Source organism: Bradyrhizobium sp. MI1.3 (assembly GCF_055811695.1).
This window is the reverse complement of record NZ_JBVVPQ010000017.1, coordinates 1-14851: the sequence shown is the minus strand read 5'-3', so window position 1 is coordinate 14851 and position 14851 is coordinate 1. Positions and strand designations below refer to the sequence as shown.

Annotated in this window: 15 protein-coding genes; 5 read left to right on the top strand and 10 right to left on the bottom strand. The window is 64.5% G+C overall.

Features of this window, described 5'->3' with window-relative positions:
• Window positions 1-59 precede the first annotated feature (59 nt).
• Genes AC0L3A_RS14885 through soxX form a run of 7 tightly spaced genes read right to left on the bottom strand, consistent with a single transcriptional unit; the run spans window position 60 to window position 4709 of the window.
• Entirely contained in the window at window positions 60-518 is a 459-nt protein-coding gene (locus AC0L3A_RS14885) for a DsrE family protein (RefSeq protein ID WP_354127053.1), read from the bottom strand.
• Window positions 515-2266: a thiosulfohydrolase SoxB gene (gene soxB, locus AC0L3A_RS14880; protein ID WP_354127052.1), complete on the bottom strand. Its 1752-nt coding sequence runs from the start codon at window positions 2264-2266 to the stop codon at window positions 515-517. The genes AC0L3A_RS14885 and soxB overlap by 4 nt, the downstream gene beginning before the upstream one ends.
• Window positions 2267-2321: 55 nt before the next feature.
• The gene (locus AC0L3A_RS14875) at window positions 2322-2639 is read right to left on the bottom strand and encodes a hypothetical protein (RefSeq protein ID WP_354127051.1); all 318 of its coding nucleotides are present in this window, start codon (window positions 2637-2639) and stop codon (window positions 2322-2324) included.
• On the bottom strand, window positions 2636-3499 hold the full coding sequence (gene soxA / locus AC0L3A_RS14870; protein ID WP_354127050.1) for a sulfur oxidation c-type cytochrome SoxA: 864 nt from the start codon (window positions 3497-3499) through the stop codon (window positions 2636-2638). The genes AC0L3A_RS14875 and soxA overlap by 4 nt, the downstream gene beginning before the upstream one ends.
• Window positions 3499-3810 (bottom strand): thiosulfate oxidation carrier complex protein SoxZ, encoded by a 312-nt coding sequence (gene soxZ, locus AC0L3A_RS14865; RefSeq protein WP_007598011.1) that lies wholly within the window; start codon window positions 3808-3810, stop codon window positions 3499-3501. Before soxZ ends, soxA begins: the two co-directional genes overlap by 1 nt.
• Before the next feature lie 15 nt (window positions 3811-3825).
• Entirely contained in the window at window positions 3826-4317 is a 492-nt protein-coding gene (gene soxY, locus AC0L3A_RS14860) for a thiosulfate oxidation carrier protein SoxY (protein ID WP_007598010.1), read from the bottom strand.
• Between the two features lie 38 nt (window positions 4318-4355).
• Window positions 4356-4709 (bottom strand): sulfur oxidation c-type cytochrome SoxX, encoded by a 354-nt coding sequence (gene soxX / locus AC0L3A_RS14855; protein WP_219682792.1) that lies wholly within the window; start codon window positions 4707-4709, stop codon window positions 4356-4358.
• A 260-nt stretch (window positions 4710-4969) separates the two neighbouring features.
• Between soxX and AC0L3A_RS14850 the strand changes: the two genes are divergently transcribed.
• Window positions 4970-5641, top strand: coding sequence for a DUF938 domain-containing protein (locus AC0L3A_RS14850; protein ID WP_473254654.1), 672 nt, complete (start codon window positions 4970-4972; stop codon window positions 5639-5641).
• Window positions 5642-5819: 178 nt separating this feature from the next.
• On the opposite strand, the gene AC0L3A_RS14845 is transcribed toward AC0L3A_RS14850, so the two are convergent.
• Entirely contained in the window at window positions 5820-7889 is a 2070-nt protein-coding gene (locus tag AC0L3A_RS14845; protein WP_473254653.1) for a prolyl oligopeptidase family serine peptidase, read from the bottom strand.
• 217 nt (window positions 7890-8106) lie between these two features.
• On the opposite strand from AC0L3A_RS14845, the gene AC0L3A_RS14840 reads away from it, so the two are divergent.
• Complete coding sequence (locus AC0L3A_RS14840) at window positions 8107-9354, top strand: MFS transporter (RefSeq protein ID WP_354127047.1); 1248 nt, start codon at window positions 8107-8109, stop codon at window positions 9352-9354.
• Window positions 9355-9528: 174 nt separating this feature from the next.
• Window positions 9529-10764: an MFS transporter gene (locus AC0L3A_RS14835; protein ID WP_007598001.1), complete on the top strand. Its 1236-nt coding sequence runs from the start codon at window positions 9529-9531 to the stop codon at window positions 10762-10764.
• Between the two features lie 127 nt (window positions 10765-10891).
• Here AC0L3A_RS14835 and AC0L3A_RS14830 read toward each other — a convergent pair whose 3' ends face one another.
• Window positions 10892-11386: a VOC family protein gene (locus tag AC0L3A_RS14830; RefSeq protein WP_219678950.1), complete on the bottom strand. Its 495-nt coding sequence runs from the start codon at window positions 11384-11386 to the stop codon at window positions 10892-10894.
• Window positions 11387-11477: 91 nt separating this feature from the next.
• Entirely contained in the window at window positions 11478-12023 is a 546-nt protein-coding gene (locus tag AC0L3A_RS14825; protein ID WP_007597998.1) for a carboxymuconolactone decarboxylase family protein, read from the bottom strand.
• 136 nt (window positions 12024-12159) lie between these two features.
• Here AC0L3A_RS14825 and AC0L3A_RS14820 point away from each other — a divergent pair, with 136 nt between their 5' ends.
• Entirely contained in the window at window positions 12160-13374 is a 1215-nt protein-coding gene (locus AC0L3A_RS14820; protein ID WP_007597997.1) for an acyl-CoA dehydrogenase family protein, read from the top strand.
• 146 nt (window positions 13375-13520) lie between these two features.
• Window positions 13521-14660: an acyl-CoA dehydrogenase family protein gene (locus AC0L3A_RS14815; protein ID WP_473254652.1), complete on the top strand. Its 1140-nt coding sequence runs from the start codon at window positions 13521-13523 to the stop codon at window positions 14658-14660.
• The last annotated feature ends 191 nt before the right edge of the window (window positions 14661-14851 follow it).

Sequence of the window (14851 nt, the reverse complement as noted above, 5' to 3'; positions counted from 1 at the left end):
GCCCGCCTTCGCGGGCGATGACACCGACTGTGCCGCGACGCTTTGCCCCGACAAAAGGCTCAGGGCCGCACCAATGTGTACCCGTTCTCGCTGAGAAACAGGATCTGCCCGACTCCGACCTGCACCGGCGTGGCGGCGGGGATGAAGTCCGGCCGCTTGCCCGTTTCTCGCTCGATCGTGTCGACGGTGTTGAGACAGATGTCGAAGCGTACGCCTTGCGCGATCAGGCTCTCGACCTGCTTGCGGCGCTCGCTGCCTGATAACAGGAGATCGATGCCGGGACCGAACGCCACCACCTCGATTGCGACCTTGTCGGGGTCGTAGGCCTTCAGCAAATTGTTGGCGACGCTGAGCACCAGAGCTTGCTTCCTGGCATCGCCATCGGAGAGCTGCAGCACGATCTTGTGCTCGGCGAACGGCTTGTCCTGGAGCGGCACCTGTTGCGCAAACGCCGGCGGCATCGCCGCCCAGGCGAACAGCGCCAGTAGCATCGCGGATAGGGCTTGCGACCGCATCATCCCTGTCCTGCAATGCCCGGATTACCCTCGACGCCCTTTAGCGTGACGCCGGAGCCGAGCCGCTCCTGAAACATCCGGCCGGACCGCAGATATTTCGCCACCACATCCCACACCGGCGCGCCTTGCTGGCCGTTGACCGAGGCCCAGCCCGCGACCTTGTAGCGGTGGCTGGCACTGAGCGCCTTGCCGCCATTGAGCTTCAGCTCCGAGATGCGGCTGCCGATCGCCGCCGTCGGCGTACAGGTGTAGCTGAGCCCGCCGGCGCGGACCATGTCGCCGCCCTGCTGGTAGTAGGGATCGGTATTGAAGAGATTGTCGCAGACGTCTTCCAGCACGTCCTTGATCTGGGCTCCCGTCATCTCCTGCACATAGGTCTCGGGATAGCTGATCGCGGTTTCCGCGAGCAAATCCTCCATCGTCAGCGCCTGGCCGGACAGCCCGGTGACGCCCCAGCGGAAGCCCGGCGACAGCGCGATCTCGGCGTCGAGCTCGGTGCGCAGCGCGCTGCAGATCAGCTCGTCGACCGGGCCGGCGAAATTGTCGCGGCGATACAGCAGGCGATCGGGCGTCGCGATCTTTTCCGACCAGTCGTTAGCGAAGGGCGCCCGCAACCGGCCGATCAGTTCGGCCATCCCAGGATCGGGTTTCAACAGCTCGGAATAAACCGGCAGCAGATGATATTTGACGTCGCCGACCTTGCCTTTTTCGAGCGCGAGATCGAGCACGGCAAGAAATTTTCCGTTGGAGCCGGCATTGGTGACGAGCGTCGTGCCGCTCGCATTCTTCACGGCGATGGGCTGCGGGATCGCATCATGGGTATGTCCGCCGAGGATGACGTCGATGCCGGTGACGCGGCTTGCAAGCTTGAGATCGACGTCCATGCCGTTGTGCGACAGCAGGATGACCGCATCGACCTTGTCGGTGCCGCGCAAGCGGTCGACATGCTTCTGGAGTTCCTCCTCGCGGATGCCGAAGGACCAGTCCGGCGTGAACCGTTTGGGATGCGCGATCGGCACGTAAGGGAAGGCTTGGCCGACGATCGCGACGCGATGGCCGCCGAGCTCCTTGATCAGGGAGGGCTTGAACACGCGCCCCGTCGCCTTGTCGAAGGCGGGGGCGTCGTTGAATGCGGCTTCCTCCGTGAGAAAGACGTTCTGCGCCAGAAACTCGCCCTTGAAGCGCGCGAGATTGTCGCGCAGCGCCTGCTCGCCGTAGGTGAATTCCCAATGCCCGGTCATCGCCTCGATGCCGAGCAGGTTTGCGGCCTCGACCATGTCGCGGCCCTGCATGATGTTGGCGAGTCCCGTGCCTTGCCAGAGATCGCCGCCGTCAACGAGCATGGAGTGTTTTTCGCCGGCATCGCCGCGCAAGCGGTCGATCAGCGTCTTCAGATGGGCGAAGCCGCCGAGCTTGCCGAAACGGCCTGCGGACTTCTCGAACTCGAAGCAGCTGAAGGCATAGGCGTCCGCGCTGTCGGGCCTGATGCCGAAACGGTCGAGGAAGGCGCGGCCGACCAGATGCGGCGGCCGTCCTGCCATCTCGCCGATCCCGATATTGACGCTGGGCTCGCGAAAATAGACCGGATTGAGTTGCGCATGCGTGTCGGTGAGGTGAAGGATACGCGCATTGCCGAACCGTTCGAGGTCGTAAATGCTCGCGGCCTCAGCACCGCGCGCAAGCCGTGGCAGGCTGAGCGATGCGGCAGCAAGGCCTGCATTCTTCAGGAAATCGCGGCGGCGGATCGCCATCCAGAAATTCTCCGCGCCCTCTCATGGTCGCAAGGCTGTTGCAGGAGCGAACAGTCTAGCGGATTTCCATCGCCTTCCAGGCTTCTTTTTCGGAAATCGCCTGGAAGATCGACGCTTTCGCCAGCGCCTCGGCCTCCCTGGCTGCGGCCACGGCGCGGTCGTAATCGCCGCCATCGGCCGCCTTCTTCGCGGCGGCCAGCGTCGAGACGGTCACGGTCCACTGGTTGCGCATGCCGGCGGCCTCCTTGGAGGAGGCCTCGGCGGCGGCATAGGCCGTCTTGTAATCCGCCTCGTTTGCCGCACGCGCCGCCGGCGCGAGGCTCAGGGCGAGCGGCAAGGCAAGCACCACGGCGAGAGCAAGCGACCGCTTCATGGCCGCGCTCCCGGTCCCGATATCGGCAGGCCGTTGGCGACGTAGGACAGGAAATATTCGACGTCGCGATATTCATCCGCCTGCGGCTCCAGCGGAACCGCGCGGGTCTGGCTGTTACAGGTGACGAAGCGGCGACTGGTCGTGCCCATGCCGCTCCATTCGGAGCGGTAGATCGGCATCGCGTTCAGAATGCCGAGCGCCGGCGCCAGGATCTCGGCGCGGATGCGCTCGCCCGGGCTCTGCACATGGCAGCTCGCGCAGGAGAAATTCAATTGGCCGCGGCGGGTGTAGAAATAGCGCTTGCCGTTCTCGAATGCCGCAAGCGCGCGAGGATCGTCGGGGATCTTGATGTCCATCGGCTTGCCGCGCGAGGTGAAGGCCATGTAGGCGGTGAGCGAGGCCATCTCGTCCTTGACGTAGGAATAGGGCGCCTCGCCATTGGCCTCGCGGCAGCGGTTGAGCGCCAGCTCCAGCGTGACGACCTTGCCTTCCTTCTCGTCGAAATAAGGATAGTTCTGGCGGATGCCGATGCCGCCGTTCGGGAAGCAGTCGGCATAGGTCTTGCCGTTCTTGAACGGGGTGGCGAACATTTCCTTGCCGGCGTCGAGCGCGAACTCGTAGGGCGGGAATTCCTCCTTCTCCTGCCACTGCCGCTTCATATCCTTGTTCATGGAATAAGGACCGTTGACGAAATCTTCGTGCTTCACGGTCGGAAACTTCTGGAAGAAGAAGTTCTGGAACGCCTTGGCATCGGCGACGGGATCGACCTTGTCGGCCGCCACCACGCGCGGAGAGGTGAGGGCCAACGCGACGAGCGCGGCGCTCAACGAACCAAGCAGGATGGAGGTGCGGGCCTTCATCACGAAATCTTCGCGGTGGTCGTGTCCGACGCACCCTTGTTATCCGTCCAGGAGACCTTGAGATCGTCGCCCTTCTTGGCCCCCTTGAAGCTGAACTTGACATAGGGGTCCTTCGAGATCGCGGTGCCCCAATCGGCAACGAAGACGTCCTTGCCGTTACATTCGAATTTCAGCTGCTGGATGTAATGCGCCGGGATCAGCTCGCCCTTGGCGTCCTTGACGAAGCCGGTATCCATGGGGTGCTGAATCAGCGCCTGCACCTCGGTGATGTCGCCGTTGGCGGTGGCGCGGACGCGAATGCTGGATGCCATCTCGATCTTCCTCGCTTAGCCGCCGCAGCCGCCGACGGTGACCTTGACCTCTTTGGTCGCGCTGTAGAGCTTGCCGTCGGCCTCCACGATCGCAACGACGTTGGTGGTCTTGGCCATCTTCAGCCGGTTGGCGACAGCAGGGATCGTGCCTTCGGGAATCCTGTAGGACGCGGCCAGCGCGCTGGGATTCTCGGCCACGAAGAACGAGATCGAGGTGACCTTGTCGAGCGTCGTCGCCACCGAGATCGGCACCACGCCGCCGTTCTCGGCGATCTCGGGGGCGTCCAGCTTGACCTTGTCGGACGGCTCGGCGGTTTTGCCGTACAGCGCCTTGATGGCGTCCGCCTCGCTCTTCTGCTTGAAGGCCTCTTCGGGATATTTGTCGTTGGCCGCAGCGCGCGCGGGCGCGGCGCCGAACGGCAGATTGCCGAGGCCGAGCAGCGCGACCGAGGCTGCGCCCTGAAGGATCAGGCGCCGCGTCGCGCTTGGGCCGGTGAGTGTGGTCATCTCGGGTCTCCCAACCAAATCTCGTGGCGTGCCTGAAGTCACAGGGTCTGCAGGAAATCAACGATCGCGCTGATCTCCTGTTCGGTCAAAATCCGGTTCCGGCCGAACGGCGGCATCATGGTCTGCGGATTGCGCTTGGTCTCGTCGAAGATGATCGCGGCCAGCTCGTTGCGATCGGGGTACTTGGCCTTGAGGTCCTTCAGTTCCGGCCCGATCGTTCCCGGCAGGTCGCCCCCCTTGATCACGTGGCAGGTCAGGCAATTGCCCTTGCCGCGGTCGAAAGCGAGTTTCTGGCCGTCGGCCACAGCGGACTGCGCCCACGCCGGGCTGGCGAGGCCGGCGGCAATGGCCAGCAAGATGAACAGAACGGGCGTCCGGGAAAAGGCGGTCACGGCGTTATTCCGAGGCGTTATATCGATGGTCTCGATCGCGAAATAGAAGCGTTTCCAAAGCACAAAGGGCACCGCCTGACAATCAAGACTATGCACGCGACAAAATGAAGTTAATATCTTCCCCATTGCAACTAATGAGATTATTTGTTCAGCCGATTTGGCCCGAGAGTTAAGGGCTGTGGCGCGGGCCGGCTGTTTCCCGAGCGTTTGGGCGCTCAACCTGTTTTCATCGCGTTCTCGTTTTTTCAAGGGGACCTCACTTGGCTGAATATGTCGTCGAATTCGGCAGGGATGGCGGTCGGGTCGAGTCGGATGGTCGGCTCGATGCACCGGCATTTCATCGCAATCACGAGCCGCTCTGGGCGGCGCTGGAGAAGCATCTCGCCGGCTGCACCGGCAACGTGGTCGAGCTCGGCAGCGGAACCGGCCAGCACGTGGTCTACTTCGCCCGTCACACGCCCGGCCTGATCTGGTGGCCCAGCGATCTCAACCAGCGCCACCTCAAGAGCATCGAGGCCTGGCGTGTTCATTCAGGCCTGAAAAACATCCGCTCGCCGCTGCGGATCGATCTCACCGATCCGGACTGGTGTCCGGAGATGAAAAGCGGGCAGGCACCGTCGAGTCTTGCCGCATTGTTCTGCGCCAATGTCATCCACATCGCGCCATGGAGCGTCGCCGAGGGTCTGTTCGCCGGCGCCGGCCGCTATTTGCGGACCGACGGCAAGCTGCTCCTCTACGGCCCGTTCAAGCGCGGCGGCAAGCACATCGCGCTCAGCAACGCCGTGTTCGACACCTCCTTGCGTGAAGGCAATCCCGACTGGGGCGTGCGTGACATCGCCGATGTCGAGGCGCTCGCGCGCGGCGCAGGTCTTCGCCTTGTCGATACCATTGACATGCCAGCGAACAATCTCACGCTGGTGTTTTCGCGCTAAGCCTAGACGGCGCTGCGCTCCCTCCCTCGCCTGCGGGGGAGGGTTGGGGAGAGGGTGTCTCCGCAATGGGGTATCCCCTAGAGGATAGAACCCTCACCCGGCGCTTCGCGCCGACCTCTCCCGCAAGCGGGCGAGGTGCACCGCCTGCTGCGCTCCCACTGATTCAATCAAGAGGTCGTCAGCCCTCGCCGTCCTTCCACCCGATCTTGTCCTTCAAGAACCGAAAGCCAATCACCTCGAACCCGGCGCGCTCCTTGTTGTCCTTGCCGTAGCCGTGGCCGCCCGCTTCAGGCTCGTAGAACCAGGCCTCGTAGCCCATGGCCTGGAGCTTTGCCGCCATCTTGCGCGCATGCCCGGGATGGACACGGTCGTCGCGCCGCGTGGTGGCGATCAGGATCGGCGGATAGGGCTGGCCGGCTTTGACGTTGTGATAGGCGGAGTAGGTCTTCAGCCAGTCCCATTCCTCGGGCTTGTCGGGATCGCCATATTCCGCGATCCAGCTCGCGCCGGCGAGCAGCTTCGTGTAGCGGCGCATGTCGATCAGCGGGATGGTGCAGAACAGCGCGCCGAAACGTTCGGGGTATCGCACCAGCATGTTGGTGATGAGGATGCCGCCGTTGGATCCGCCCTGCGCGGCGATGCGCTTTGCCGTCGTCACGCCGCGGCGGACGAGATCGGCGGCAACGGCGGCGAAATCATCGTGCGACAGCTTCTTGCCGGCGTATCGCCCCGCATCGTGCCAGCGCGTACCGAATTCGCCGCCGCCGCGCAAATTCGCCTGCACCGTGGTGCCGCCGCGCTCCAGCCACAGCTTGCCGAGCGACGAATTGTAGTACGGCTTCACGGCGAGGCCGAAGCCGCCATAGGCGCTCATATAGACCGGCGCATCGCCGGTCTCGCCGCTGGGGCCGGTCTGCACATAGGGAATGCGCTCGCCGTCGATCGAGATCGCCTCGTGCTGGGTGACCACGAGGCCGTCGGCGTTGAATGTTTTCGGCGCCTGCTTCAGCACGATCGGGCTCGCGACGCCGCGCTCGATGAGCAGCAGCGACGGCGGCGTCAGCGGATCCTGCACATTGGCAAGCAGGTCGCCGTTGCTCTCGGAGGGATGGCGATCCAGCGGCCAGATGTCGACCACGCCGATCTGCGGCAGGCCGCCAAGTGATTCGCGGCTCCAGCTTGTGGCGGACGGCGTGCAGATCTCGAATTGCGGCTGGAGCTCGTCGAGGATCGACAGCACCAGCCTGCCCCCGGCCCAGAACAGGCCTTGCAGGGCACGGCGAGGTTCGGGCGCGAACAGCACCGCGAAATCGCGGCTGCCGGCGAGGAAGGCCGGGAGCGAGATGCCGAGCACGGTGTCGGCGGCATAGGTTCTGCCCTCGATCGACCAGGCCTCGCGCAGCTTCATCGCGAACCAGTCGCCATGCGCCTGCAACCAGATGCCGGTCGGCAGATCGAGCTTCGTCGTCGTGCCGTCGGCGTCGCGCAGCCAGAGCGCAAGATTGAAGAAGTCGATCTGGTCGACGATCCAGCTGCGCGGGGCCGCAGCGGTGTCGTCGACGATGCCGGAGATCGCCATATGATCGGCCGTGGTCTCGATGATCATTTGCGCCTGATCGACAGGCTGGCCGCGCCGCCACAGGCGAACCGTTCGCGAATATCCGGAAGCAGTCGCCATGCCTTCGCCATGGGCGCTCGACAGCAGCAGCGTGTCGGCATCGAGCCAATCGGCGCCGCCCTTGGCTTCCGGCAGCGCAAATCCGTCCGCCACGAAACTCTTGGTGCCGAGGTCGAATTCCCGCAAGGTGACGGCGTCGCTGCCGCCGCGCGACAGACTCAAAATGGCGCGCGCGCTTCCCGGCTGAGTGGTGATGCCGCTCAGCAGCCAGTCCTCGCCTTCGCGTGCCGCGAGCTGGTCGACGTCCAGCAGGATTTCCCACGCGGGATGCGATTTGCGAAACTCGGCGAGCGAAGTCTTCCGCCACAAGCCGCGCGGGTTGGTGGCGTCCTTCCAGAGATTGTGCAGTTCGTCGCCGCGCCGGCTGACATAGGGAATGTTGTCGGGACGATCGTAGATCGCCGCGAGCATGTCGCGGTCGCGCGCGAAGGCGGTCCCGCCGAACGCGTCGAGCGTCAGGCTGTTCTGCCGCGTGACGAAATCGAGCGCCTGCTTGCCTTCGATCTCCTCCAGCCAGAGCCAGGGATCGTCGTCGGGAGCGCTGAGCGTAGGCCTGTCGTCGACGGACATGAACGAAACTCCGGAAGGTCGCGGCGGATAGGATTTGATCGAGCGCAAGCCGTCAAGTGCGCGGCCCATTATCATCGGCCCGATTGCGTCAGAGGCATGGCCTGCGCCCGTTTGCGCCGGTTGCCCGCCCTCTCGCGTCCCGCCATAGTGGCGGGAATCAAGCGAGCCTTTGAAAGCCTTTGAAGCCCCTCGAAAGCCCGTTGGGGCGGAAATGCCGATGCTGGATGTGACTGCAGCCAATGAGATCGCCGCCGACGCCCGCGTGCGTGCCAATGTGGTGCGCCTTGCCGCCGCGCAGGCGCTGACCGGCGCCAACTCGGCGGTGATCTTCGCAACCGGCGCGATCGTCGGCGCGACGCTCGCGCCCGACGTCTCGTTCGCAACCGTGCCGATCTCGATGTATGTGCTCGGCCTCGCCGCCGGCACGCTGCCGACCGGCGCGATCTCGCGCCGCTTCGGCCGCCGCGTCGCTTTCATCGTCGGCACCGGTGTGGGCGCGCTGACCGGTCTGCTCGGCTGCTTCGCGATCCTGCACGCTTCGTTTCCGTTGTTCTGTCTGGCGACTTTTCTCGGCGGCCTCTACGGCGCGGTGGCGCAGTCCTACCGCTTCGCTGCCGCCGACGGCGCCAGCGCGGCGTACCGGCCCAAGGCGGTGTCCTGGGTGATGGCGGGCGGCGTGTTCGCCGGCGTGCTCGGTCCACAGCTCGTGCAATGGACCATGGATGTCTGGCAGCCCTATCTGTTCGCCTTCAGCTTCCTGGTCCAGGCGGCTGTCGCGCTCATCGCGATGGGCATCGTCGCCGGGGTCGACATGCCGAAGCCGGCACCGGCCGATCTTCACGGCGGGCGGCCGCTGCTCGAGATCGTGACCCAGCCGCGCTTCATCGCGGCGGCGCTGTGCGGCGTCATCTCCTACCCCATGATGAATCTGGTGATGACCTCGGCGCCGCTCGCCATGAAGCTGTGCGGCTTGAGCGTTTCCGATTCCAATTTCGGCATTCAATGGCACATCGTCGCCATGTACGGGCCGAGCTTCTTCACGGGTGCGCTGATCGCCCGCTTCGGCGCGCGGAAGGTTGTTGCCGCCGGCCTGCTGCTGGAGGCCGGCGCGGCCGGCATCGGCCTGTCCGGCATCACCGCGATGCATTTCTGGGCCACGCTGATCATGCTCGGCATCGGTTGGAATTTCTCCTTCATCGGCGCCTCCGCGCTGGTGCTGGAGACGCACCGGCCGCAGGAGCGCAACAAGGTGCAGGCCTTCAACGATTTCCTGGTGTTCGGCATGATGGCGATCGGCTCGTTCTCGTCCGGCCAATTGCTCGCCAGTTACGGCTGGTCCGCGGTGAACATGGTGGTGTTCCCGCCGGTGCTGCTCGGGCTCGCCGTGCTCTCGCTGGCGTCCTGGACCCGCCGCCGCAAGGCGCGGCTGGACGCGGCCATGGGCGAGTTTCCGGACGCGATCTGAGATGGCGGGAGGCTGTCAGCAGCGTTGATAGTTCGATCCAGGCCGAAGTGATTTCCGGGGCGAGTTGCTTAGATGTCATCATGGCCGGGCTTGTCCCGGCCATCCACGTCTTGGGCGCCCGGATCGAAGAACGAGGATGCTCGGAACAAGTCCGGGCATGACGGAGTAAGCGGCATGCTCGACAATCCTCAACATCCCACGATCGACGAGTCCTCTCTCCGCTACGAAGGCTGGCGCATCGTTGCGGTCTGCTTCCTGCTCGCGACCTTCGGCTGGGGGCTCGGCTTCTACGGCCAGAGCGTCTATGTCGCCGAGCTCCAGCGCGCGCACGGCTGGTCGGCCTCGCTGATCTCGTCCGGCACCACGTTCTTCTATCTGTTCGGCGCGCTGCTCGTCGTCTTCGTCGGCGAGGCCGTCAACACATACGGCCCGCGCCTCGGCCTGATCGCGGGGACGCTGGCGATGTCCGCCGCGGCGGTCGCGATCGGCGCGGTGCGTGAGCCGTGGCAGCTTTATCTCGCGAACGCCGTGCTCGCCTTCGGCTGGGCCGGCACGAGTCTGGCCATGATCACCAACACGATCAGCCTGTGGTTCGACCACAAGCGCGGTATGGCCATCAGTCTCGCGCTGAACGGCGCAAGCTTCGGCGGCATCGTCGGCGTGCCGCTGCTGGTGACGTTGATCGGCCATGTCGGCTTCGCCAGCGCGATGTTTATCGTCGCCGGCGCCATGCTGGCGTTGCTCGTGCCGGTGATCCTGGTTGTCGTCGGCCGCCCGCCCGATCTCCATGGCCGGCGCGCCGCGACGAAAACGAAACCGCAATCGTCGGCGCAGATTCGCAGCCAGGCGTTGCGCGATGTCGGCTTCCTCACGGTGACAATTGCCTTTGCTTTGGTGCTGTTCGCGCAGGTCGGCTTCATCGTCCACCTGATCTCGTTCCTCGATCCCGTGATCGGGCGCGAGCGCGCGGCCGTCGCGGTTGCGGTGCTGACCGCGATGGCGGTGATCGGCCGGGTGCTGTTCTCGCTGGTGATCGACCGCCTCAATCAGCGGCTTGCCTCGGCGCTGTCGTTCCTGAGCCAGGCCGTCGCGCTTCTCGTCGTCATCAATTTGCACAATGATTACGTGCTGATCGCCGCCTGCGCATTGTTCGGCTTCTCGGTCGGCAATCTCATCACGCTGCCGTCGCTGATCGTGCAGCAGGAATTCGATTCCGCCTCGTTCGGCGTGCTGATCAGCCTCAACACCGCGATCAACCAGGTGACTTATGCATTCGGCCCCGGCGTGGTCGGTTTTCTGCGCGATTTCTCCGGTGGCTATGAGCTGCCGTTCTATTTGTGTATTGCGCTGGAGCTGGTAGCGGCGGCGCTGATCATGGTGCGGGGGAAGCCGCATGCGACGACTGCGTAGAGGCGCGGCGTCGCTTCAACATCCTCCGTCATTGCGAGCGCAGCGAAGCAATCTAGACTGCTACGGCGGAAAGATTCTGGATTGCTTCGTCGCTTCGCTCCTCGCAATGACGAGGAGAGAGTTGAGTTTAAGCCTCCCGCTGCTTCAGCAGCCCGTCCACATCCAGCCGCTTCGTAAACATCGCGAGCTTGCCATCCGGCCCGAACGGCCATTGCTCCCGCGGCTTGTCCCAATACAGCTCCACGCCGTTCTGGTCCGGATCGCGCAAATACAGCGCTTCGGACACGCCATGGTCGCTCGCCCCGTCGAGCGCAATGCCGGCCGAGAGCACGCGGTGCAGCGCATCCGCCAGCGCGGGCCGGGTCGGATAGAGGATCGCGGTGTGATAGAGCCCGGTCGTGCCTGGCGGTGGCGGCGAGCCGCCCTTGCTCTCCCAGGTGTTGAGCCCGATGTGGTGGTGATAGCCGCCGGCCGAGATGAAGGCCGCGCCCGAGCCCATGCGCTGCATCAGCTCGAAACCGAGCACGCCGCAATAGAAGCCGAGCGCGCGATCGAGATCGGCGACTTTGAGATGGACGTGGCCGATCCTGGTGCCGGCGGCGACGGCTTGGTTCTGCGACATGCGGCTGCTCCGTTGATGGACTCCACATAAGCCCGGGCTCGGAACAGTGCTACTGACCTATCCCGAAACCCAGCGTTTCCGGATAGGCAACTTACGACAGCTCCCGCGCCTCGCCCTCCGGCAGCTCGAACTCGAACGTGTTCAGCGTCATCGACACCAGCGTGTAATAGCCGCAGAGACCAATCACCTCGACCACGCCGCGCTCGCCGAGCAGCTTTACCGCCTCATCATAGAGACCCTTCTCGACGCCATGGCCCTCATGCAGCGACTTCGCGACGTCGTAGATCATCTTGCCCTTGGGATCGTCGAAGACAGGCGTGCGGCGGTCGCGGATCGCGTCGATGATGTCGGGGTCCATGCCGCCGGCAAGCGCGAGGCGCTTGTGCGCGTACCATTCGTAATGCGCGGTCCAGTGCCGCGCCGTCACCAGGATCGCGATCTCCGAAAGTTTTGCGGGGAATATCGTGTCGTAGCGCAGGACCTCGCCGAGCCGCGTGGCATGACGGGCCATGTCGGGACTGTTCAGCCACGCCATCATCGGTGCCGGCGGCTTGCCGCGCTTGCCGGCAATCGACTCGTCATAGGTCTGCCGCTGGCTCTCGTTCATTTCGCCAGGCGAAAGAAGCTTCAGGCGCATTGTTGTTTCCTCTTTGTTTTCAAGCTCGCCGTGGCCGCGACTATAGCGGATGCGTGACACGGAAGTGGTTGAATTCCGCGGGAGCTTGGCCCAGAGTCGTGCCCAACAAGCCGATTTTGAATGATGGAAACGACCCATGACTGACTCCAGGGCCAGCGAGACTGAGACCGCCGATCTCGAAACATTCCGCAGCGAAACGCGCGCCTGGTTGGAAGCCAATTGCCCGCCGGAGATGCGCAAGCCCGCAACGTCCGACGCCGACGTGTTCTGGGGCGGACGTAACGCAAAATTCTCGTCCGAGCCGCAGCGCATCTGGTTCGAGCGCATGCGCGACAAGGGCTGGACCGTACCCGATTGGCCGAAGGAGTACGGCGGCGGTGGCCTGAGCGCCGCCGAGCACAAGGTGCTGCGTGCGGAGATGGGACGAATCGGAGCGCGCCCGCCGCTGTCGAGTTTTGGCATCTGGATGCTCGGGCCGGCGCTGCTGAAATACGGCAACGACGCGCAGAAGAAAGAGCACCTGCCGAAAATCGCAGGGGGCCTGATCCGCTGGTGCCAGGGCTATTCCGAGCCGAACGCCGGCTCCGATCTTGCCTCGCTGCAGACCCGCGCCGAGAGCGACGGCGACGATTTCGTGATCACTGGGTCGAAGATCTGGACGTCCTATGCCAATTACGCCGACTGGATCTTCTGCCTCGTCCGCACCGATCCCGCCGCGAAGAAGCATGACGGCATCAGCTTCATCCTGTTCGACATGGCCTCGAAGGGCGTCTCGACCAAGCCGATCCTGCTGATCTCCGGCTACTCGCCGTTCTGCGAGACGTTCTTCGACAATGTCCGCGTGCCGAAATCGCATGTGGTCGGCACCGTCAATCGCGGCTGGGACGTCGCGAAATATCTGCTCCAGCATGAGCGCGCGATGATATCAGGCATGGGCGAGCGCGGCGTCGGCCGTCCGCTAGGCCAGATCGCGGCCGATTCCATCGGCACCGATGCGCTGGGACGGCTCGACGATTCCATGCTGCGCGGCCGGATCGCCAGCTTCGACGTCGATGAAGCCGCCCTTGCAGCCTGCGCCGAACGCGCGGTCGATCTCGCCAAGGCGGGGCAGGCGCATCCGGCGTTCTCGTCGGCAATGAAATATTACGGCACCGAGCTCAACAAGCGCCGTTACGAGATCCTGATGTCGGCCGGCGGTGTCGATGCGCTGGAATGGGAGAGCGAGCGCTCCAGGCAAGGCGCCCGTCCGCGCGCCTGGCTGCGCACCAAGGCCAACTCAATCGAGGGCGGCACGACCGAGGTCATGCTCGGCATCGTCGCCAAGCGCATTTTGGATTTGCCGGGGGCCTAGCAAAAGTCCTCATCCTGAGGAGCGGCCGTCAGGCCGCGTCTCGAAGGATGAGTGGGGCCTGCATGGTTCGAGACGGCGCTTTGCGCCTCCTCACCATGAGGTTCAACCACCGAATTCAGTCGAACCGCATTTTGTTGGAGCCCGTCATGGCCCTCGTCCTCACCGAAGAACAATCGATGCTCCGCGACAGCGCGCGCGGGTTGATCAGCGACAAGGCGCCGGTGTCGCATTTGCGCCATCTGCGCGACAGCAAGGACCCCACCGGCTTTTCCAGGGAGTTTTGGCATTCCTTCGCCGAGATGGGCTTTGCCGGCTTGCTGGTGCCGGAAGAGTTCGGCGGCAGCGGCCTCGGCTATGTCGAGGCCGGCGTGGTGATGGAGGAGATCGGCCGCACGCTGATGCCGTCGCCCTTCCTCGCCACCAGCGTGGTCGCGGCCTCGGCGCTGAACCGTGGCGGCAATGCCGCGCAGAAGTCGGAATATCTGCCGAAGATCTCCAACGGCTCCCTGCTGGCGACGCTTGCGGTCGACGAGGGTGCAAAACATCGCCCGCTTCAGACCGGCCTCCAGGCCGTGCGCGCCGGCAATGGTTTCAGGCTGTCCGGCGCCAAGGCGCTGGTGGTCGACGGTCACGTCGCCGACCTTCTCATTGTCGCGGCACGCACCGCCGGCTCGGCCGGCGAACGCGAGGGGCTGACGCTGTTCCTGGTCAACCCCAAGGCCAAGGGCGTTGCGATCGAGCGCACCATCATGGTCGACGCGCACAATGCGGCGCGGATCGAGCTTGCCAATGTCGAGGTCGACGCCGACAGCGTGCTGGGCGAGATCGACCAGGGCGCCGCACTGCTCGACGGCGTGCTCGATATCGGGCGCGGCGCGGTAGCCTCCGAAATGGTCGGCTTGAGCGAAGAAGTGTTCAACCGCACCGTCGAGTACCTCAAGAGCCGCAAGCAGTTCGGCAAGTTGATCGGCGAATTCCAGGCGCTGCAGCACCGCGCCGCCGAACTCTATGTCGACATCGAGATCACCCGCGCCGCCGTGATGAAGGCGCTGCAAGCGCTCGATACGGACGTCGCCAAGGCGGCGTCAAGCGTCGCAGTGGCAAAAGCCCGCGCCGGCACCACCGCCACGCGCGCGGTGCAGGAAGGCGTGCAGATGCATGGCGGCATGGGCATGACCGACCAGTTCGACATCGGCTTCTTCATGAAGCGCGCGCGCGTGTGCGAGGAATTGTTCGGCGACGCCAATTACCACACCGAGCAGCTGGCGAGGGCGCGGGGGTATTGAGGCGAGACGGGTGTGAGGTCCAGGGCGTCGCCTCACAGGCGGTGTCGTCGCCCGGCTTGACCGGGCGACCCCAGTACGCCGCGGCTTCTCGATTGATCGCAACCGTCTCTGGAATACTGGATCGCCCGGTCAAGTGTTTAGACCGGAGACATAGCTGACGCTTGTTCGGACACATCACTGACAGGTTGGCC